We start from the raw sequence: 21,296 nt of genomic DNA, 5'->3' as shown, positions 1-21,296 counted from the left end.
GCTGCACCATGCACACCGACATCCAACTCCAAACCGAAGATCCCACCGCCCGCGACTCCCGGCTGTTGATGGACGAATTGTCGACCGCGCTGGAAGCGATCACCGGCGACTGCGGCCGCTCATCCTTCGACATCGACGACATCGTCGGCCCGACCGGCTGCTTCGTGGTGGCGCGCGACGGCGCCGGCCTGGCGCTGGGCTGCGGCGCGCTGCGGCCGCTGGAGCCGGGCGTGGCCGAGATCAAGCGCATGTACGCGCGCCACGGCACCAGTGGCGTCGGCAGCGCGGTGCTGCGCTTCCTGGAGGACCAGGCGGTGGCGCTGGGCTACCAGGCGCTGTGGCTGGAGACGCGCCTGGTCAACCGCCGCGCCGTCGATTTCTACGAGGCGCGCGGCTACCACCGCATCGCCAACTACGGCAAGTACATCGGCAACCCGCTGGCGGTGTGCTTTGAAAAACAATTGCCTATTTGATGCAGACCGCCCGCACCATCTTGATGTCGGTGATGCCCAGCAGGACCTTCTCGATGCCGTCCATCTTCAAGGTCAGCATGCCGTCTTCCAGCGCGGCCGCCAGCAGCTGGGCGACGCGGGCGTGCTCCTGTAGCAGCTTCTTGACCTTGTCGCTGCCTATCATCAGCTCGTGCAGGCCGACGCGGCCCTTGTAGCCCTTGTTGCACTCGTCGCAGCCAACCGCGCGGTACAGTGTGAACTTGCCGTCCCTGGCGTAGCGCTGGCGCCAGCCCGCCAGCACGGCGGCGCGGCCGGCGGCGCCGTCCTTGATGAAACTCTCGGTGTTGAGCAACTCCTCGCAGAACTCCGTCAGCAGCAGCTCCAGTTCCTCCTCGCCCGGCTGGTAGGCCTGCTTGCAGTTGCCGCACAGGCGCTTGGCCAGCCGCTGCGCCAGGATGCCCAGCAGCGCGTCGGCGAAGTTGAACGGGTCCATGCCCATGTCCAGCAGCCGCACGATCGACTCCGGCGCGCTGTTGGTGTGCAAGGTGGCGAACACCAGGTGGCCCGTCAGCGAGGCCTCGATGCCCATGCCCACGGTCTCCTTGTCGCGCATCTCGCCGACCATGATGATGTCCGGATCGGCGCGCAGGAAGGCCCGCATCACGGTGGCGAAGTCCAGCCCGGCCTTGCGGTTGACCTGCACCTGGCGCAGGCCCTTCTGCGTGATCTCGACCGGGTCCTCGGCGGTCCAGATCTTGGTGTCGGGCGTGTTCAGGTAGTTCAGCACCGAGTGCAGCGTGGTGGTCTTGCCGGAGCCGGTCGGGCCGCAGACGAAGAACAGGCCATACGGTTTCTCGATGGTGGCGCGCAGGCGCTCCAGGTTGAACGGCAGCACGCCCAGCTTGTCGAGCGGGATCGGCTCGCCGGCCGCTAAAATCCGCATGACGATGTCCTCGACCCCGCCGGCCGAGGGGATGGTGGCCACCCGCAGCTCGATGTCGAGCGGGCCGTATTTCTTGAACTTGATCTTGCCGTCCTGCGGCTTGCGCCGCTCGGAGATGTCGAGGTCGCACATGATCTTGACCCGCGCCACCAGCGCGCTGCGGTAGGAGGCCGGGATCTCGATGTAGGGCACCAGCGTGCCGTCCTTGCGGAAGCGGATGCCGGTCTTGCCCTTGCCGGGCAGCGGCTCGATGTGGATGTCCGACACGCCCTGGCGGTAGGCGTCGACGATGATCTTGTTGAGCAGCTTGACCAGCTCGTTCTCCACCGCTTCCGACACCTCGGCCGAGGCGCCTTCGTAGTCGCCGTCGTCGTCGTCCATGCCCGACAGCAGCTCGCCGACGCTGCCGCTGTCGCCGGCGGCGCCGAAGAAGTGCTCGATCATCATGCGGAACTCGCGGTTGCTGGTGACGCGGAACACCGGCTTGGCCTTGGGGAAGATCTGGTTGACGATGTGGGTGTGGGCCACCCGCTCGGGGTCCAGCGCCACCACCAGCATGCCGTCCTTGCCGTCCTCCAGCGGCATCCAGCCGGATTCCTCGATGTACTGGCGCTTCAGGTTACGCAGCAGTTCGACCGGCTTGATGCGGTCCGCCTTGAAGGGCTCGTACGGCACGCTGAAATGCCGCTCCAGCGAGGCGCCGATGGCCGCCAGCTTGACCTGGAATTCGTCGATCAGCACATCCTCGATATCGTGCTCCTTCTTGCGGGCCGAGCGCGTGGCCAGCTCCAGCTCGGGCGCCGACAGCACCGCGTCCGTCACCAGCCCGTCATATTTGGTGCGTACCATTTGCGGTGGCTTCATGCGCTGGCTGAAGGCCACCGACAGCGTCTCGCACAGCTCCTTGACGCCGTCCTCGGCGATGGAGGAGAACGGCGCGCGGTCGCGGTTGTTGATGAACTGGACCACGCCCAGCAGCTCGCGCGACTGCACCGCGATCAGCGGCGCCACCAGCATCTGCTTGGTGCGGTAGCCGGTGCGCTGGTCCACGCCTTGCTGGAAGCGCAGCTCCGGCGAGTAGCGCGCCAGCTCGCTCTGGTCGTAGACGTCGGCGATGTTGATGGTCCTGCGGGTCAGCGCGACGTAGCCGGCGATCGAGGCCGGCGTGACCGCCAGCTTGAGGTCGCGGAACGAGGTCAGCCCGGTCTTGACCTTGGAGACGATGTAATCCTTTTCATGGTCCATCGCGTACAGCGTGAAGCGGTCGCAGTTGAACAGGTCGCAGAATTCCATGCCCAGGTCGAGCATGATCTCGTCGAGGTTGCTGGTGGCGTGGATCTTGGTGGTGACCGTTTGCAGCTTCTGGAAAAACGCCAGCCGCAGGTCGACATCGCTGGGGTGTGGACTGGGGTTGCCGGCGTCGTTCATGATCGCTTTCGCTAGGTCAGTGGAACTTCCATGCCTTCATACGCGAGGAAGACCTTCAGGTCGCCCAGCAGCGGCGCATGGCGCGCCATCACATCGGCGAACACGGCTTCGAGTTCGTCGTCGCTGCGGGTCGGTTCATGATGGGTGCAGTATAGCGCTTTGGCGCCGGTGCGCAGCGCCATGGCGAACGCGGAATCGAAGGTGCCGTGGCCCCAGCCCCGCTTGGCCGGATATTCCTCGCGGGTGTAGGAGCAGTCGACGATCAGCGCGTCGACCCCTTGCACCACGGCGTCGATGGCGGCGTTGCGCTCCTCCATCCATTGCTGGTAGGCGGCGTGTTCCGGATGGCCGGGCGGATGGATGTTGTAGTGCGGTTCGTGGTCGCCGGTGAAGAACACCGACTTGCCGTTGCACTCGATGCGGTAGCCGAGGTCGGTCACCGGGTGGTTCATCACCACGTTGTGCACGGTGGCGTCGCCGACCTGGATAGCCTCGCCGATGGTCAGGGTCTGGTATTCGATGGTGGCGTCCATCTGGGTTTCGCTGACCGGGAAATAGCTGTTTTGCAACTGCACGCCCATCACATGCTCGATGCCGTTGCCGGTCACCGGATCGGTCACGCCGTGCAGGCGCACGCGGCTGTCGCGCACGAACAGCGGCGTGAAGAAGGGCAGGCCGTGGATGTGGTCCCAGTGGCTGTGGGTGATGAAGATGTTGGCGTGGACCGGCGTTCTTTTGTTTTGCAGCAGGGACTGGGCCAGCGAAAAGATGCCGGTGCCGCCGTCGATGACGATCAGGGTGTCGTCGTCGGTGCGCACTTCGATGCAGGTGGTGTTGCCGCCATAACGCGCGGTGCGCGGGCCGGGGGAGGGAATGGAACCGCGCACTCCCCAAAAAATAAATTTCATACGCAATCCCTGTTTTTTTTACTAGATACTGCGGTCGATGATAGCTTTTTTTCTCGACAACAGGGAAAAACCCGACACTGCGGGTGCTAATTTTGTGTCCTGCGTCATTTGCCGATGTACAACAGCTTGTGCTAGAGATACACTTCGAAAGTGCGCCTGAGCGTCTGGCGGCTAGCGCAAGCCCATACTACAGGTATTGAAAAAACAACCATGCAAGAGTTGAATCAAACGCAGATCTCACAGCGGCTCGACCAGCTGACGGAACTGAGCGTCCAGCTGGGCAGCAGCCATGACACCGATACGCTGCTCGAGCGCATCCTGATCGTTGCGAAAAGCATGACCAACGCCGACGGCGGCACCTTGTACCGCCCCAGCGAGGACAAGCGTTACCTCGATTTTACGATCCTGATCAACGACACGCTCAAGACCCATCAAGGCGGCATCAATGGCGAGCCGATCAGCGCGCCCGGCGTGCCGCTGTTCGACGAGAACGGCGAGAAAAACCTGGCCTCGGTGGCGGCCTACGCGGCCCACTTCGGCCTGTCGGTCAACATCGAGGACGTCTACAAGGCGGACGTGTTCAATTTCTCCGGCATGGTCAAGTTCGACCAGCTGCGCCACTACCATTCGCAATCGTTCCTGACGGTGCCGATGAGCGACCACGAGGGCGAGCTGGTCGGCGTGCTGCAACTGATCAACGCCAAGGACAGCGACACCGGCGCGATCCGCGCCTTCAGCCAGACCGACCAGCGCTTCATCGAGGCGCTGGCGGCGCAGGCCGCCGTGGCGCTGACCCACCAGCGCCTGATCGCCCAGCTGGAAGAGCTGCTCGAATCACTGGTCAACCTGATCAACATCGGCATCGATGAAAAGTCGCCCTACACCGGCCGCCACTGCCAGTTCGTGCCGGAATTGACGATGTTGCTGGCCGAGGCCGTGCACAGCACCGAGACCGGCCCGATGGCCGACTTCCGCATGAGCGAGCAGGACCGCAAGGAACTGTGGCTGGCCGGCCTGCTGCACGACTGCGGCAAGATCACCACGCCGGTGCACGTGGTCGACAAGGCCACCAAGCTCGAAACCATCTTCGACCGCATCGCCGTCATCGACACCCGCTTCGAAGTGCTGCTGCGCGACGCCGAGATCGATGCGCTGCGGCGCAAGCTGGCCGGCGGCGACCACGCCGCCATCGATGCCGAACTGGCACAGCTGCAGGCCACGCTGCGCGAGGAGCGCGACTTCATCCGCGACGCCAACGTCGGCGGCGAGGGCATGAAGACGGAAGACCAGGAACGCGTGCGCCGCATCGGCCAGCGCCGCTGGGTCGGCGTGGATGGCGCCGAGCAGGACTTCTTCAGCGACGACGAGCTGACCAACCTGACCATCAAGTTCGGCACCTTGACCGACACCGAGCGCAAGATCATCAACAACCACATCTCGATGTCGATCCGCATGCTGGAGGCGCTGCCGTGGCCCAAGCACCTGAAGAACGTGCCGGAATACGCCGGCGGCCACCACGAGCGCATGGACGGCAAGGGCTATCCGCGCGGGCTGACCAAGGAGCAGATGTCGATCCAGGCGCGGGTGATGGCGATCGCCGACATCTTCGAGGCGCTGACCGCCAAGGACCGGCCTTACAAGAAAGGCAAGATGCTGTCGGAGTCGCTGCGCATCCTCGGCAATTTCTCGCTCAACGGCCACATCGATCCCGACCTGTTCGACATCTTCATCCGCAGCAAGATCTATCTGGTGTTCGCCCAGAAGAACATGGACGAAAAACAGATCGACGACATCGACGAATCGAAGATTCCCGGCTACACCCCCTGACGCCCCGACGCCCTAACCCCCGGAAGGAGCGCGCGTGCGCCTGATCCCCGCCAAGTGGACCAAGACCCTGCTGAAGTACGGCCCGCGCTGGCTGCTGGGCGTGCTCATCACGGCCGCCGGTGTGCTCTACACGCTCAACCTCTGGGACAGCGAGGCCGTGGCCCGCTTCGACAACCTGCTGGCCGGCGAGCGCATGAAGCTGGAGGCGCCGCAGCTCGATCCGCGCATCGTCATCGTCGACATCGACGGCAAGGCGTTGACCGAGTTTGGCCGCTTCCCGTGGAGCCGCAACGTGCAGGCGCGCCTGATCTCGCAGCTGACCGGACACTACCAGGTCAAGGCGGTCGGCTACGATATTTCCTTCCCCGAGCCGGACACCAGTTCCGGCTACGGCGTGCTGGAGAAGCTGTCCAACCGGGAGTTGAGCGACGTGCCGGCGCTCAGGCAAAAGCTGGCGGAGTTGAAGCCCTCGCTGGACTACGACGGCCTGTTCGCCGCCGCGCTGGCCAAACAGCCGGTGATCCTGGGCTTCAACCTGTCGCCGGACCAGGTCAAGGGCGAGCTGCCCAAGCCGCTGTTCAGCGAACAGGACTTGAACGGCCGCGAACTGACCGCCTACAACGCCCCCGGCTACGAGGCCAACGTGCCGGTGTTGCAACGGGCGGCGGCCGGCGGCGGCAGTTTTTCCGTCTCCACCGATCCGGACGGCATCGTCCGCTCTGCCTACCTGATCCAGCAGGTCGGCGACAAATACTATCCTTCGCTGTCGGTGGCCACGGCCGGGCTCTATCTGGGCGCGCTGGCGATCAAGCCGCTGCTGACGGAATCGGTGGACCAGCTGTCGCAGAACCAGCTCGACAGCGGCGGCTACGACGCGCTGACGTTTTTGCTGCCGGACCACAAGCAGCGCGTGATCCCGGTCGGCGAGGCGATGACCACGGTGGTGCAGTTCCGCGGCACCGGCGGCCCGGCCGGCGGCGCCTTCCGCTACGTGTCGGCGGCGGACGTGCTGACCGGGCGCGCACCGCCGGCATTGCTGAAGGGCACGGTCGTGCTGATCGGCACCACCGCGCCCGGCCTGGTCGACTTGCGCGCCACGCCGGTCAAGGCCGAGTATCCAGGGGTGGAAATCCACGCCAACATCATCAAGTCCATCCTCGACAACCGTTTCAAATCGCGGCCCTACTATGCCTTCGCGCTCGAGGCCGGGCAGATCCTGGCGATCGGCCTGGTGCTCAGCTTTGCGCTGGCCGCCTTGTCGCCGCTGCGCTCCATCCTGCTCGGCGTGCTGGTGCTGGCCGCCAGCTTCGGCCTGAACTACTACGAATACGCCTCGCTCGACCTGATCTACAACCTGGCGATGCAGCTGATCGTGATCGCCGCCGTGTTCGTGCTCAACGTGGCCTGGGGCTATTTCTTCGAGGTGCGCAAGGGCCAGGCGCTGGTGTCGCGCTTCGGCGAGTACGTGGCGCCCGAGCTGGTGGCCGAGATGGCCGACGATCCCGAAAAATACAATATGGACGGCGAAAGCCGCGAGCTCACCGTGCTGTTCGTCGACGTGCGCGGCTTCACCACCATCTCCGAGGGGCTGACGCCCAAGGCGCTGCGCGAATACATCAACCTGTACCTGACGGCGATGTCGGAAGACATCCGCGACAGCCACCGCGGCACGCTGGACAAGTATATCGGCGACGCCGTCATGGCCTTCTGGGGCGCGCCGGTGGCGTTCGCCGACCACGCCAGCCGCGCGGTCGCCACCTCGCTGTTGATGCAGGCTTCCGCCCACCGCCTCAACGACGACTTCGTCGCGCGCGGCTGGCCGCCGCTGAAGATCGGCATCGGCCTGAACACCGGCCTGATGCACGTGGGCGACATGGGCTCGAAGATCCGCCGCGCCTACACCGTCATGGGCGACGCCGTGAACCTGGGCTCGCGGCTGGAAGGCATCACCAAGGTGTACGGGGTCGGCATCGCGGTCGGCGAGGCCACCCGCGCCGCCGCGCCAGAGTACGCCTACCGCGAGCTGGACCTGGTGCGGGTCAAGGGCAAGAACGAACCGGTGGCGATTTTCGAGCCGATTGTCTTGGACAAAGAGCTCGATCCGGCCGCCCGCAGCGAGCTGGAGCGCTGGCACGCGGCGCTCGCTGCCGTGCGCGCGCAACAATGGGACCAGGCAATGGCGATAATTGTTGAATTGCAGGCATTATTGCCTGACCGCAGCCTGTATTCCTTATATACTGAACGCATCGCCTATTACCGAGCTCATCCTCCCGGCGTGGACTGGGACGGCGTCACCACGTTCGAAACCAAATAGTACGAAAAGCGCAAGCATGAAGGCGAAATAACAAAGCGCAATCCAGCCACAGGCAGGGAAAAAACTGCCCTCCAGACCGGAAAAAAAGTGGCGGCCTGAGCAAAGAAGGCTACACTGAGAGGAATATTAGTTTCCTCGTGGCTATGCTTTTGCGGGCGCTTTGCAGCCCTTCTGGCCACCAACAATTCTGAATCACCGACTCGCGGCGCACCGGGCGCGCGGGCCCAGATCCACACCGGATAGAGGATGCCGTTATGAAAGCCGAGACCAGCCGCTCCCCACAACGCCGCGCACACACCGCGCCGCTGCGCCGCAAACTGATCGCCGTGCTGGTGGCCGCCTGTTACACCGGCGCCCAGGCCGCGCCGGTCAGTCCGACCGTGGTGGCGGGGCAGGCCAGCTTCAACCTCCAGGGCAAGACCTATTCGATCACCAACACGCCCAACACCATCATCAACTGGCAGAGTTTTTCGGTGGCGTCGGACGAGATCACCCGCTTCATCCAGCAGAGCGCGGACAGCAAGGTGCTCAACCGCATCACCGGCCAGAGCCCGACCCAGATCCTCGGTTCACTGCAATCGAACGGCAAGGTATTCCTGATCAACCCGAACGGGGTGATCTTCGGCGCCGGCTCGCGAGTCGATGTCAACGGCCTGGTGGCGTCCAGCCTGGCGATCTCGAACGCCGACTTCCTGGCCGGCAAGAACAACTTCAGCGGCGACGCCGCCGCGGGCAAGGTCAGCAACGCCGGCACCATCACCACGCCGTCCGGCGGCCAGATCTTCCTGGTCGCGCCGGCGGTGGAAAACAGCGGCGTGATCTCGGCGCCCAACGGCGACGTGGTGCTGGCGGCCGGCCACAGCGTGCAGCTGTTCGATTCCAGGGATCCGAATGTGCAGGTGGTGGTGTCGGCGCCGCTTGACCAGGCACTGAACCTGGGGCAGATCGTGGCGCAGGGCGGGCGGGTCGGCGTGTATGGCGCGCTGGTGAGCCAGCGCGGCGGCATCAACGCCAACAGCGCGGTGCGCGGCGCCAACGGCCAGATCATCCTGAAATCGAGTGGCACCACGCTGCTGGAGGCGGGCAGCAGCACCAGCGCCACCGGCAGCAACCTCAACACCGGCGGCGATATTCAAGTGCTCGGTCCGCTGGTGGGCCTGACCGGCAACGCCGTGGTCGACGCCAGCGGCGCGGCCGGCGGCGGCACGGTGCTGGTCGGCGGCGACTACCAGGGCAAGAATCCGGCGGTGCAGAACGCCCGCCAGGCGTATGTGGGCAAGGACAGCGTGATCAAGGCCGACGCCACTGGCAACGGCGACGGCGGCAAGGTGATCGTCTGGAGCGACCAGGCCACCCAGGTGTTCGGCGGCATCTCCGCGCGCGGCGGCGCGGCCGGCGGCAACGGCGGTTTCGTTGAAACGTCCGGCCATTACCTCGATATGCAGGGCCAGGTCGACACCCGCGCGCCCAAGGGGCTGACCGGCAAGCTGCTGCTTGATCCTAGCGATGTGTATATCGCCGACAGCACCAGCGTGTCCGGCGTGCCTAGTTCGATAGGCAACGCCAATCTGATCGCCGGCGGCGGGACCTTCCTGGAATCCGGCACCGTACAGGATTCGCTGCTGCTGACCGACACCTTGCATACGGCGCTGTTGGCCAACAACGTGACGGTCAGCACGGGTAACCCGAACGGCAACAGCAGCGGCGGCGATATCACTGTCCTGAGCGAGATCCTGTTTCCCACAACCCCAGGACTGAGCAGGACCCTGTCGCTGACTGCCGACCGCGACATCTACCTGAAGGCTCCCGTCACCGGCTACAACGACCCCACCAACGGGGTCACCAGCAACCTGGTGCTGACGTCGGGCCGTAACATCGCCCAGGTCACCGAACCGATCGCCGCGCTCACGCTGCACAACCTCACGGCGCTGGCGGCCACCGACATCACGCTCGACAACACCAGCAACGCCATCGGCGGCGCCGCATCGCTGCAGGCGACCGGCGGCAATGTGACGCTGACGGGAGCCAATGTCAATCTCGGCGCCAGCAGCGCCGCCGGCACGCTGACGGCGGCCGCCTACAACGGCGACCTGGTGGTGAGCGGCAACCTCACCAGCGCCGGCAACATCGCGCTCAGCTCGGACAAAACGAATGGCCAGGTGACCATCAACAGCGGCGCCACGCTCTCCTCCAGCGCCGGCATCACGGTGCAGGCCGATAACATCGCGGTGAACGGCGCGATGACCAGCGCGGGCAATACGACGCTGAGCTCGACCAAGGCCAACGGCCTGATTTCGCTCGGCAACGACGCGGCGCTGTCGTCGACGGCCGGCGACATCGTCCTGCAGTCCGACAATATGACGCTGGGCGGCACCATGACCACCGCCACCCAGCACGGCGTGCGGCTGACCCCGAAATCCGACGCGACCAACATCGAGATCGGCGTCGGCGCCGCCGACGGCACCGGCGTGCTGGGCCTGACCCAGGCCGAGCTGGCCGGCGTGCACCTGCCTGCCAACGGCTGGCTGAGCATCGGCGACCAGGTCGAGGGCAATTCCAATGGCACCGGCACCGGCAACCTGGCCGTGGTCGGCAACCTGGACCTGACGGGCGGGCAGAACGCGGGCTCGCTGACCTTCTTCAGCCAGGGCGGCAACATCGCCGTCAATTCCGGCGCGGGCATCAACGCCAGCGGTGCGATCACCCTGGTCACGCGCCCCACCGGCGCCTACCACATCACCAATGAAGGCAGCATCACCTCCAGTTCCGGCATCAACCTGTTCGCCGGCAAGATGAACCTGGCCAACGGCACGCTCAGCAGCGATTCGGTCAGCCTGGGAACGAGCAACGTCATCGACATCGGCGCCACCAACGATCCGGACAACACACTGGTGCTGAGCAGCGCCGCCCTGGCCGGCGTCAGCGGCAGCTCGCTGAGCATCTACAGCTACAGCGGCAACGCGGCCGGCAACATCGTCGTCAGCGCGCCGCTGACCCGCACCAACAGCCTGAGCCTGACGTCCACCGGCAACATCGCGCTGCAGGCGGCCGTCAGCACCGGCGGCCTGACGCTCAGCGCCGGCAGCAGCAGCAGCATCACCGCCACCGACAGCGTGACCGTCAACGGCATCTTCAACCTGCAGGCCGGCACCTGGTCGCAGCTCGGCACGCTGCCGAACTTCAGCGCCACCGATTTCCGTCTCTCCGGCGGCAGCTTCCTGCGCGCCGCCGGCACCGGCGACGGCGGCAGCGGCACGCCTTTCCACCTGGTCGATGTGTATGGCCTGCAAGGTATAGGGACCTTGTCCACCGCCTCTTCCTTCGTGCTCGACAACGATATCGACGCCAGCCAGACGGCGTACTGGAATCACGCCAGCGGCAGCACCTACGCCGGCTTCAAGCCGATCGGCGGCCTCGATTACGCCTACGTCGGCACCTTCGACGGCGGCTACAAGACCATCAGCGGGCTCTACATTAACAACGCCGGCAACCACACCGGCCTGTTCTCGGTGCTGGGCTCGGGCACGCTCAAGCACGTCAAACTGAGCGGCGCCACGGTGATCGGCCAGGGCTACACCGGCGCGCTGGTGGGCACCATCGGCATGAGCGGCATCGTCACCGGCGTGGCGGTCGAATCGAACGTGACCGGCGACGGGGCCTATGTCGGCGGCCTGGCGGGCTATTCCAACGGCGCCATCAGCAACGCCTACGTGCTGGGCAATGTGACCGGCAAGTCGTCCGACAGCACCGGCAGCACCGGCGGCCTGCTGGGCGCCAACGGCATGTATGGCTCGGTCAACGGCGCCTACAGCAGCGGCGCCGTCAAGTCCAACACCACCGACGTGATCGACGCGCTGGTCGGCGCCAACGCCGGCGGTGGCACGGTGGCGGGCGGCTACTTCCTGACCACCGGCGCGTCCAGCGACAGCACCGGCGCGCTCGGCCTGAACGCGACGCAGATGAAGCAGCAGGCCAGCTTCACCAACCTCGATTTCGATGGCAGCTCGTCGGTGTGGCGCAACTACGATGGCCACACGACCCCGCTGCTGAGGGGCTTCCTGACACCGATCACCGTCACCGGCGGCGGCACCAGCAAGGTGTATGACGGCGTCACGTACGCCTATACCCAGGCGTTTGACCAGCCCGCCGGCCTGTACGGTACGCTGGCCTACGACAACGGGGTCAACGCCGGCGTCCACAAGCTCAACGGCTTGTATTCGACCAAGTACGACGTCAATTATGACCCGTCGACGACGTTGACCATCTCGCAGCGCGAGCTGAACCTTGGCGGCAGTGTGACGGCCAACAGCCGCGTGTACAACATGGACCTGAACCCGGCCACCAGCCAGTACGGTACGCTGGCGACCCTGAACGTCGCTGGCGCTACGCTGAGCGGCATGGTCAACAGTGACGCGGTCACCCTGGTTGGCACCGGCAGCTTTGCCGACCGCGACGTCGGCAACAACAAGACTGTGACGTTCACCGGCTTCACGCTGGGCGGCGCCGCGGCCGGCAATTACGTGCTGACCGGGACGCCGACCGGGCTGAGCGGGCTGAGCGCCAACATCACCCCGGCCCCGCTGACGGTGACCCTGGCCAGCCGCCAGTACAACAACCTCACCGGCGCCATCTTGGAGGGCGCCACGCTCACCGGCGTGCTGGGCATGCCCGAAGGCCCGCTTGACACGGTCTCGCTGCTCCTCGGCGAAAGCGCCAGCCTCAACTATGCTGACAAGCACGTCGGCGTCAACAAGGCCGTCACCGTCAGCGGCGGCACGCTCGGCCTGGGCGGCTCCAAGGCCAGCAATTACACGCTCAACACCAGCACCGGCGTCCATGGCACGATCAGCGCGCTGCCATCGGCGACCTGGAGCGGCAGCGCCAGCAACCTGTGGAGCGCCGCCGGCAACTGGGTGGGAGGCATCGCGCCGGAAGGCGCCAACGTACTGGCCGCCAACATCGGCAGCGGCGCCGGCACCATCATCTACGACGCCACCGCCGGCACCAACGGCAGCACCGCGCTGAACCAGCTCAGCGTCGGCAGCGGCAGCCAGCTGGCGCTCAGCGGCGGCGCGCTGACCGTCGGCGGTGCCGCCACCGTGAGCAGCGCCGCGCTCAGCCTGAGCGGCAGCCTGGCGCTGAACGGCGCCTCGACCGTTTCCACCCTGGCGCTGACCGGCGGCACGCTGACGGTCGGCAGCACCGGCAGCCTGAGCAGCTCCACGCTCAACCTCAACGGCGGCAGCGTGGTGCTGAACGGCGCCGCATCGGTCTCCAACCTGACCTTGGCCAGCGGCGTGCTGAGCGGCACCAACAGCGCCGCCACGCTGAACGCCTACAACCTGGCGCAGACCAACGGTAGCATCAACATGAGCGGCTCGCTCAGCGTCTACAGCTACGGCTACGGCGGCATCTCGGTCGGCAATATACGGGCGCAAAACGGCATCACGCTCACGCTGTACGCGGGCGAGAGCGGCGGGTCGATTACCCAGACCGGTCCGCTGACCACCAACGACCTGCATGTCAACGCCACCACCGGCATCACGCTGACCAACAGTGGCAACCATGTGGGCGCCTTCACCGCCTCCAATAGCCAAGGCAACATCCTGCTCAACAACACCGTCAACAGCGGCGAGCTGGCGCTGGGCGCACTGACCACCCACAACGGCAACATCGTCATCGACAATCACGGCGGCATCCATACCGGCGGCACCGTGCACGCCTACACCGGCGGAGTGTCGATCACCGCGCACAGCCCGATCACCATCAGCGACAGCGTGTTTGGCACCGACATCGCGCTGTCGGCCAGCACCGATATCACCTTGGCCGGGACCGCGGTGCTGGATGCGGACCACTCGATCAACATGGTGGCGACCAACAACATCGTGCTGGGCGGCACGTTGAGCGTGAGCTCGGCGAGCGGCAGCATCTCGGCGGTCGCCACCAACGGCAGCATCTCGGTCGGCAGCACCACCAACATCAACAGCAACGGCGCGCAGCTGGTGCTGGCCGCCCCATACGGCTCGGTGAACACCTCTTCGGTCCACCTGGGCAGCAATACGGTGCCCAACATCGACTCCGGCAGCGCGGCCGCGGCCGCCGCCGAAGCCGCCGCCAAGGCCATCGCCGACGCCAAGGCCGCCGCCGACGCCGCCGCCAAGGCCGTGGCCGACGCCGCGGCCAAGGCCGCCGCCGACGCCGCCGCCAAGGCCGTGGCCGACGCCGCGGCCAAGGCCGCCGCCGACGCCGCCGCCAAGGCCGCCGCCGACGCCGCCGCCAAGGCCGCCGCCGACGCCGCCGCCAAGGCCGCCGCCGACGCCGCCGCCAAGACCGCCGCCGACGCCGCCGCCAAGGCCGCCGCCGACGCCGCCGCCAAGGCCGCCGCCGACGCCGCCGCCAAGGCTGCGGCCGATGCCGCCATCCAGGCCGCCGCCGACGCCGCCGCCAAGGCTGCTGCCGACGCCGCCGCCAAGGCTGCCGCCGACGCCGCCGCCGCCCAGGCCGCCGCTGACGCCGCCGCCAAGGCTGCCAACGACGCCGCCGCCGCCGCCGCACAGGCCGCGGCCGACGCCGCCGCCAAGGCTGCCGCCGATGCCGCCGCGTCCGCTGCAGCCCAGGCTGCCGCCGACGCCGCCGCCAAGGCTGCCGCCGATGCCGCCTCCAAGGCTGCCGCCGATGCCGCCGCCAAGGCCGCCGCCGACGCCGCCGCCAAGGCTGCTGCCAATGCCGCCGCCAAGGCTGCCGCTGACGCCGCCGCCGCCGGCCAAGCCGCCGCCGACGCCGCCGCCAAGGCCGCCGCCGATGCCGCTGCGGCCGCCGCCAGCCAGACGTCGACGCCGGTGGCCCAGGCGTTGAACTCGACGGTCAACATCATCAATACCGTCACCCAGGCCCAGGGCGGCGTCGTCAAGGCGCCAACCGTCACGCCGCCGTCGGACAGCAGCACCGCTGCCAGCGGGACCGGCAGCAGCGGTGGCTCGACCAAACCGGACGACAAGGTGCCCGACGAGAAGGACAAGTCCGCCGGCAAGGTCGACGTGCTCGCCAGTAAAAACGAGCCGACCAAGAAGATGTATTGCAACTGACGCCGTGCCGGGCAGCCCGGGGCCGTCGCTGCGGCGGTCCCGTTTATGAGCTGAAATCCAACACTCGGCGGCGCCCCTATCAATTTCAATCTTTCAAATAGGCATTGTATATAAGGGCTATGCTAGCATCGGAAGGGCGTGGCAAATGTCACGCAACCCATATTACGAGCGAACCCATGAGATATAGCTTAACGCGCCTATTAGCAGGTTCCCTACTCGCCGCCGCCGTGACATCGGCCTGGGCGGCCCAGCCGACGGACGACAATGCCGTCATCCGTTTCGAGATCAGCCGTTTCGAGGTCAAGGGCAACACCCTGTTGCCGCCGGCGCAGGTCGATGCGCTGCTGGCCAAGTTCGTCGGCAAGGAGCGCGATTTCGGCGACGTGCAACGAGCGCTCGAAGCGCTGGAAGCGGTCTACCACGAGCGCGGCTACAATGTCGTGACGATCGAGCTGCCGGAGCAGGAGCTGAACCGCGGCGTGGTGCAGCTGCGGGTGGTGGAAACGCGTATCGGCCGCATCAGCGTCAAGAACAATCTGTACGTCGACGCGAACAATATCCGCCGCAGCCTGCCTGCCTTGCAGGAGGGCAGAACGCCGGACCTGAAGGCGGTCTCGGCCAACCTGAAGCAGGGCAACGAGAGTCCCGCCAAGGAAGTCACCCTCAAGCTGCAAAGCGGTGAAAAGGACGACGAGGTCGACGCCGTGCTGGAGGTCAAGGACCAGCCCGTCTGGAAGGCCATGGCCAACGTCGACAACACCGGCACCCAGCAGACCGGCAAGACCCATGTCGGCTTCATCCTGCAAAACGCCAACCTGTTCAACCGCGATCACCTGGCATCGCTGCAGTACACCACCTCGGCCGAGGAACCGGGCCGCGTCAAGGTGTATGGCGCCGGCTACCACATCCCGCTGTACGCGCTGGGCGACTCGCTGGACTTCTTCGCCAGCTATTCCAACGTCGATTCAGGCACCGTGTCGGCCGGCGCGGTCAACCTGGCCGTCAGCGGCAAGGGCGCGGTGTACGGCGCGCGCTACAACCAGAGCCTGGCCAAGCGCGGCGAACTGGAATCGAAGCTGAGCTACGGCGTCGACTACAAGGCCTTCAAGAACAGCGTGCAGTTGCAGGGCCAGGAGCTGGGCAACGATGTGACCGTGCATCCGCTCAGCATCGCCTACCAGGCCACGCTGCCGATCAAGCAGGGCGAAGTGAGCGGCCAGCTGACCTTGCTGCGCAATATCGCCGGCGGTTCCAAGGGCGACCAGGCCGCGTTCACGCTGGCCCGCGCCGGCGCCAAGGCCGACTACACCATGCTGCGCGTGGCCGGCAGCGTGACCCGCGCGCTGCCCAGGGACTGGCAGCTGCGCGCCATCCTCAACGGCCAGTACAGCAGCGATGCGCTGATCCCCGGCGAACAGTTCGGCGCCGGTGGCGCCACCTCGGTGCGCGGCTTCATCGAACGCGAGATTTCCAACGACTCCGGCCTCGGCGTCAACCTGGAAGCCTACACGCCCAATCTGTGCACCCACGCCGGCTGGAATTGCCGCCTGCTGGCGTTTTACGACACCGCTTATGCCAAGCGCAACCACGCGCTGCCCGAGGAACTCACCAGCACCACCATCGCCAGCACCGGCGTCGGCGCGCGTTTCGTGCTGTCCACCTATGTCAACCTGCAACTCGATTTCGGCCACGCGGTCCGCGCCGGCGTGACCGGCCGCGACAACGCCAGCCGCCTGCACCTGCGTCTGGGACTGGCGTACTGACCGCGTGCGGTTCACCCTGAAATGTACTGGAAATGAAAATGCCACAGCCAAATAACTCCCACCTCGTCCGGGCCTTGTTCCGGGGTTTGCTGTTGCTGGCGCTGTGCGGCGCGGCCGGCGCGGGCTGGGCCGCGCAAGTGGCGGGCACCATCGTGCAGCTCAGCGGGCCGCTGCTGGCCAAGAAGGCCGGCGGCGTGGTGCGCATCCTGTCGATGCGTTCCGAAGTCGAAAGCGGCGACACGCTGGTGACCGAGAAGAACACCTACGCCATGGTGAAATTCATCGACAACAGCGAGATCACGCTCAAGCCGGGCACCACCTTCAAGGTCGAGGACTTCAGCTACGACGCCGGCAAGCCCGACGCCGACAGCGCCTCGTTCAACCTGGTCAAGGGGGGGCTGCGCTCGGTCACCGGCCTGCTGGGCAAGCGCAACAAGGAAAAATTCGCCATGAAGACGCCGAGCGCCACCATCGGCATCCGCGGCACCACCTTCATCGCCGACATCGTCGAGCCGAGCGAGGAGGCGCTGGCCTCGCGCCTGGCCTACAACCTGGCGAGCACCGCCGCGCTGGACCAGCTGGCCGCGCCGGTGCGGCCGCTGATGCTGGCGCAGTTGACGCTGCCGTCGCCGACCGGCGCGCGCGCACCGGGCCTGTACGTGCAGGTGCTCGACGGCTTGATCCATGTGACCAATCCCGCCGGCACGTCCAATTTCAGCCCCGGCCAGTTCGGCTATACGCCTAACTTCCGCCAGCCGCCGGTCCTGCTGCCGGTCAATCCTGGCATCCCGTTCACGCCGCCGCCGGCGTTCAACCAGAGTACCGGTCCTTCGGGCAGCGGCGCCGGCACGAACAAGTCGAACACCATCGATTGCGAAGTGCGTTGAAAAGGACTTGACCTTCCCATCGTGGGATACTTGATGCTGTTGTCATCGAGTCGTCCAAAGGGTTTGCCATGTCCACTGCCGTTGTTGCCGTAGCACAGTCGATCAACATCGAGGGCATGACCTGCGCCTCGTGCGTGGGCCGCGTCGAACGCGTGCTGGCCGCCGTGCCGGGGGTGGACAAGGTCAGCGTCAACCTGGCCACCGAATCGGCGCGGGTGGAGTCGTCGCAGCCGCTCGATTTCGCGCTGCTGGCGCAGGCGGTCGACCAGGCCGGCTACCACGCCACGCCGGAACGCCCGCCGTCTGCTCCCGCGCCTGCGGCGCCGGCGCCTACGCTGGCCCATCCGGGCGGCGGCCGCGCGGTGCTGCTGGCGGCCTTGCTGTCGCTGCCGCTGCTGTTGCCGATGCTGCTGGAACTGGCCGGCGTGCACTGGATGCTGGACGGCCGCCTGCAGCTGCTGCTGGCGACGCCGGTGCAGTTCTGGCTCGGCGCCCGATTCTATCGCGCCGGCTGGCTGGCGCTGCGCGCCCGCAGCGGCAATATGGACCTGCTGGTGGCGCTGGGCACCAGCGCCGCGTATGGCCTGAGCGTCTATCAGCTGCTGACATCGACCTCCGCCATGCCGCATTTGTATTTTGAAGCGTCGGCCGTGGTGATCACCTTGATCTTGCTGGGCAAATGGCTGGAGGCGCGCGCCAAGCGCCAGACCACGTCCGCCATCCGCGCCTTGCAGGTGCTGCGGCCCGATTCGGCGCGGGTGCGGCGCGGCACGCAGGATGTCGAAGTGCCGATCGCCGAAGTAGGTCCGGGCGAGCTGGTGGTGGTGCGGCCGGGCGAGCGGGTGGCGGCCGACGGCGTGGTGGTCGAAGGCGCCAGCCATGTCGACGAGGCGCTCATCACCGGTGAGAGCCTGCCCGTGGCGCGCCACGCCGGCGACCATGTGACGGGCGGCGCCATCAATGGCGAAGGTCTGCTGCTGGTGCGGGTGACGGCGGTGGGCGCCGAGAGCACGCTGGCGCGCATCATCCGCCTGGTGGAGGATGCGCAGGCGGCCAAGGCGCCGGTGCAGCATCTGGTGGACCGCGTCAGCGCGGTGTTCGTGCCGGTGGTGCTGGTGCTGGCGGTGCTGACCTTCGCCGGCTGGTGGTTGGCGAGCGGCGACGCCGAGCGGGCCATCATCAACGCGGTGGCGGTGATGGTGATCGCCTGTCCCTGCGCGCTGGGTTTGGCGACGCCGGCCGCGATCATGGCCGGCACCGGCGTGGCGGCGCGCTACGGAATACTGATCAAGGATGCGGAGGCGCTGGAGCTGGCGCACCGCATCACCACCGTGGCGTTCGACAAGACCGGCACGCTCACCGAGGGCAAGCCGTCGCTGGCGGCGCTGGAGCCGGTGGGCGTCGATGAAGCACGGCTGCTGCAACTGGCCGCCGCCATCCAGCGCGGCAGCGAGCACGCATTGGCCCGCGCCGTCACCGATGCCGCCGCCGCGCGTCTGGCCACCAGCGCCGGCGTCGTCGACGCGCCGACCGCCACCGGCGTCACCGCCTTGCCCGGCCGCGGCGTGGCGGCCATGGTCGACGGCGCGCGCCTGATACTGGGCAGCACGCGGCTGATGCAGGAGGAGGGCGTGGCGCTCGATGTGCTGAGCGTCCGCGCCACGGAACTGGAGCGGCAAGGCTTGACGATATCCTGGCTGGCCGCTTCCAACGCGCCGCAGCCCGCGCAGCTACTGGGCCTGCTGGCCTTCGGCGACCGCGTCAAACCGCAAGCCCGCGCCGCGCTCGAAGCGCTGCATGCGATGCACATCCAGACCATCCTGCTCACCGGCGACAACCAGGGCAGCGCCGACGCCGTCGGCAAAGAACTGGGCATAGGCCGCATCATCGCCAACATGCTCCCCGCCGACAAGGCGGCCACGGTGGCCGGCCTGAAGACCGTCGGCGCCTGCATCGCCATGGTCGGTGACGGCATCAACGACGCCCCCGCGCTGGCCGCCGCCGATGTCGGCATCGCCATGTCGAGTGGCACCGACGTCGCCATGCACGCCGCCGGCATCACGCTGATGCGCGGCGATCCGGCGCTGGTGGCGGCAGCGATTTCGATCTCGCGCCGCAGCTACAGCAAGATACGCCAGAACCTGTTCTGGGCCTTCATCTACAACCTGGTCGGCATACCGCTGGCCGCCTTCGGCCTGCTCAACCCCATGGTTGCCGGCGCCGCGATGGCGCTCAGCTCCGTCAGCGTGATCAGCAACGCCTTGCTGCTGCGCCGCTGGAAGCCGGACCATCAGAAAGGACAAGCATGAACATCGGACAAGCGGCAGCGGCCAGCGGCGTCACGGCCAAGATGATCCGCTACTACGAAAGCATCGCCCTGATCCCGCCGGGCAAGCGCAGCGAGGCCGGCTACCGCATCTACGGCGACAACGACCTGCACGCGCTGCGCTTCGTCAAGCGCGGACGCTCGCTGGGTTTTTCGCTGGAGCAGATCCGCGAGCTGCTGTCGCTGTGGCAGAACAAGGAGCGCGCCAGCGCCGACGTCAAGACCATCGCCATGGGCCACGTGGCGGAACTGAACCAGCGCATCGCCGAGCTGACCGAAATGCGCGACACCCTGCAAACGCTGGCCCACTGCTGCCACGGCGACCATCGCCCCGACTGTCCCATTCTCCAATCGCTGGCCAACTAAAGTATAATCGCCCGGTTTTGGTGCCCGCGCGTCTGTCCAGACGCGCAGTTAAACGGGAAACATGGAGCTGGCCACGCCAGCCAACATGTGCTGCCCCCGCAACGGTAAACAAGCGTCGTCGTTGACGACAAATCCGCCTCTTCAAACCACTGTGCAGTCGCATGGGAAGGTCAGGCGGTGTCGCTTGCCAGCCCGGATACCGGCCAGGACAGGTGGAAATGCCCAGGCATTTCTGTTCAATCCGCTCACGGGGAAGTGAGCGGCTTGCATCTGTTGCGATCTACATCTATGCATCGATTTTGTGCGCCACGGCCTTGCCGACTGGCGGCCGTGCCCTGCGCACGCGCCGTTCGCGCACGCCTGCGCCCCGATTTTTCTTCTCTGCCCACAGGACCCGCCCATGTTTAACCTGCCCGCCGACGCGGCCGTGCACTCCATCGAGACACTGCTGTATTCCATTTCCACCATCCTCTACCTGCCGGTGCTGCTGGGGATCGCAGCGCTGGTGCTGCATATGCTGGTGTGCTTCGGCACCTTCGGCGCCGAATGGCTGGAGCGCCGCCGCGGCGTGCGCGTGCTGGTCGCCACCGCCAAACAGGAAATGGCCGCCGTACTGACCGCGCAGGAAGGCGAGCCTGGACTGGACGCCCGCCTCGAACGGTTGGTGCAGCGCGCCGACGTCAATGGCGTGCGCCGCCTGGACGGCGTGCGCTTCGTGGTGCGCGTCGGCCCGGCGCTGGGGCTGATGGGCACCCTGATCCCGATGGGCATCTCGCTGGCCGGTCTGGCGCAGGGCAACCTGCCGAAGATGGCCGAATCGATGACCACCGCCTTCACCGCCACCGTGGTCGGCCTGGCCTGCAGCGTCAGCGCCTATGTACTGAGCCTGGTGCGCGAGCACTGGCTGCGCAGCGACCTGACCGAGATCGCCTACGCGGCCGAATCCCACCTCGCGGCGCAAGACCACAAGCCGCACCTGGTGCGCGCGGGAGCCTGA

11 protein-coding genes and 1 riboswitch are annotated in these 21,296 nt (G+C 66.6%); of the genes, 9 read left to right on the top strand and 2 right to left on the bottom strand.

All coding sequences use genetic code 11. The annotated features are described in order from the left end of the window. The first annotated feature begins 8 nt into the window (after window positions 1–8). Window positions 9–473: a GNAT family N-acetyltransferase gene (locus KVP70_RS08950; RefSeq protein ID WP_217941827.1), complete on the top strand. Its 465-nt coding sequence runs from the start codon at window positions 9–11 to the stop codon at window positions 471–473. Here the strand turns inward: KVP70_RS08950 and KVP70_RS08945 are convergent. Beyond that, on the bottom strand, window positions 466–2,823 hold the full coding sequence (locus tag KVP70_RS08945; protein ID WP_217941825.1) for a GspE/PulE family protein: 2,358 nt from the start codon (window positions 2,821–2,823) through the stop codon (window positions 466–468). The genes KVP70_RS08950 and KVP70_RS08945 overlap by 8 nt on opposite strands. Before the next feature lie 11 nt (window positions 2,824–2,834). Then, window positions 2,835–3,731, bottom strand: coding sequence for an MBL fold metallo-hydrolase (locus tag KVP70_RS08940; RefSeq protein ID WP_217941823.1), 897 nt, complete (start codon window positions 3,729–3,731; stop codon window positions 2,835–2,837). A gap of 210 nt (window positions 3,732–3,941) precedes the next feature. Between KVP70_RS08940 and KVP70_RS08935 the strand changes: the two genes are divergently transcribed. From KVP70_RS08935 to KVP70_RS08900, 8 genes are all read left to right on the top strand, one after another. Then, window positions 3,942–5,558, top strand: coding sequence for an HD family phosphohydrolase (locus KVP70_RS08935; protein ID WP_217941821.1), 1,617 nt, complete (start codon window positions 3,942–3,944; stop codon window positions 5,556–5,558). 34 nt (window positions 5,559–5,592) lie between these two features. Continuing rightward, window positions 5,593–7,872, top strand: a complete 2,280-nt coding sequence (locus tag KVP70_RS08930; protein WP_217941819.1) for a CHASE2 domain-containing protein — start codon at window positions 5,593–5,595, stop codon at window positions 7,870–7,872. A 254-nt stretch (window positions 7,873–8,126) separates the two neighbouring features. Then, complete coding sequence (locus KVP70_RS08925) at window positions 8,127–14,957, top strand: two-partner secretion domain-containing protein (protein WP_217941817.1); 6,831 nt, start codon at window positions 8,127–8,129, stop codon at window positions 14,955–14,957. 176 nt (window positions 14,958–15,133) lie between these two features. Then, window positions 15,134–16,720, top strand: coding sequence for a ShlB/FhaC/HecB family hemolysin secretion/activation protein (locus KVP70_RS08920; protein ID WP_217941814.1), 1,587 nt, complete (start codon window positions 15,134–15,136; stop codon window positions 16,718–16,720). Window positions 16,721–16,752: 32 nt separating this feature from the next. Further along, window positions 16,753–17,607 carry a FecR family protein gene (locus tag KVP70_RS08915; RefSeq protein WP_217941813.1) on the top strand — a complete coding sequence of 285 codons (855 nt, stop codon included), beginning with the start codon at window positions 16,753–16,755 and terminating at the stop codon, window positions 17,605–17,607. A 68-nt stretch (window positions 17,608–17,675) separates the two neighbouring features. After that, on the top strand, window positions 17,676–19,916 hold the full coding sequence (locus KVP70_RS08910) for a heavy metal translocating P-type ATPase (protein WP_217941812.1): 2,241 nt from the start codon (window positions 17,676–17,678) through the stop codon (window positions 19,914–19,916). Continuing rightward, complete coding sequence (gene cueR / locus KVP70_RS08905; protein WP_217941811.1) at window positions 19,913–20,299, top strand: Cu(I)-responsive transcriptional regulator; 387 nt, start codon at window positions 19,913–19,915, stop codon at window positions 20,297–20,299. The genes KVP70_RS08910 and cueR overlap by 4 nt, the downstream gene beginning before the upstream one ends. Before the next feature lies 1 nt (window position 20,300). Continuing rightward, a riboswitch (cobalamin riboswitch) is annotated at window positions 20,301–20,521 on the top strand. A gap of 178 nt (window positions 20,522–20,699) precedes the next feature. Beyond that, window positions 20,700–21,296, top strand: coding sequence for a MotA/TolQ/ExbB proton channel family protein (locus KVP70_RS08900; protein ID WP_217941810.1), 597 nt, complete (start codon window positions 20,700–20,702; stop codon window positions 21,294–21,296).

Source organism: Duganella violaceipulchra (assembly GCF_019166075.1).
Lineage (GTDB): Bacteria > Pseudomonadota > Gammaproteobacteria > Burkholderiales > Burkholderiaceae_D > Rugamonas > Rugamonas violaceipulchra.
Note: the sequence above shows the minus strand (reverse complement) of the source record. Positions and strands in the feature narration are given on the sequence as shown.

Coding starts and splice junctions, on each gene's coding strand:
- KVP70_RS08945 (WP_217941825.1), bottom strand. CDS start 2,823: ATGAACGACGCCGGCAACCCCAGTCCACACCCCAGCGATGTCGACCTG.
- cueR (WP_217941811.1), top strand. CDS start 19,913: ATGAACATCGGACAAGCGGCAGCGGCCAGCGGCGTCACGGCCAAGATG.
- KVP70_RS08920 (WP_217941814.1), top strand. CDS start 15,134: ATGAGATATAGCTTAACGCGCCTATTAGCAGGTTCCCTACTCGCCGCC.
- KVP70_RS08940 (WP_217941823.1), bottom strand. CDS start 3,731: ATGAAATTTATTTTTTGGGGAGTGCGCGGTTCCATTCCCTCCCCCGGC.
- KVP70_RS08935 (WP_217941821.1), top strand. CDS start 3,942: ATGCAAGAGTTGAATCAAACGCAGATCTCACAGCGGCTCGACCAGCTG.
- KVP70_RS08910 (WP_217941812.1), top strand. CDS start 17,676: ATGTCCACTGCCGTTGTTGCCGTAGCACAGTCGATCAACATCGAGGGC.
- KVP70_RS08900 (WP_217941810.1), top strand. CDS start 20,700: ATGTTTAACCTGCCCGCCGACGCGGCCGTGCACTCCATCGAGACACTG.
- KVP70_RS08925 (WP_217941817.1), top strand. CDS start 8,127: ATGAAAGCCGAGACCAGCCGCTCCCCACAACGCCGCGCACACACCGCG.
- KVP70_RS08950 (WP_217941827.1), top strand. CDS start 9: ATGCACACCGACATCCAACTCCAAACCGAAGATCCCACCGCCCGCGAC.
- KVP70_RS08915 (WP_217941813.1), top strand. CDS start 16,753: ATGAAAATGCCACAGCCAAATAACTCCCACCTCGTCCGGGCCTTGTTC.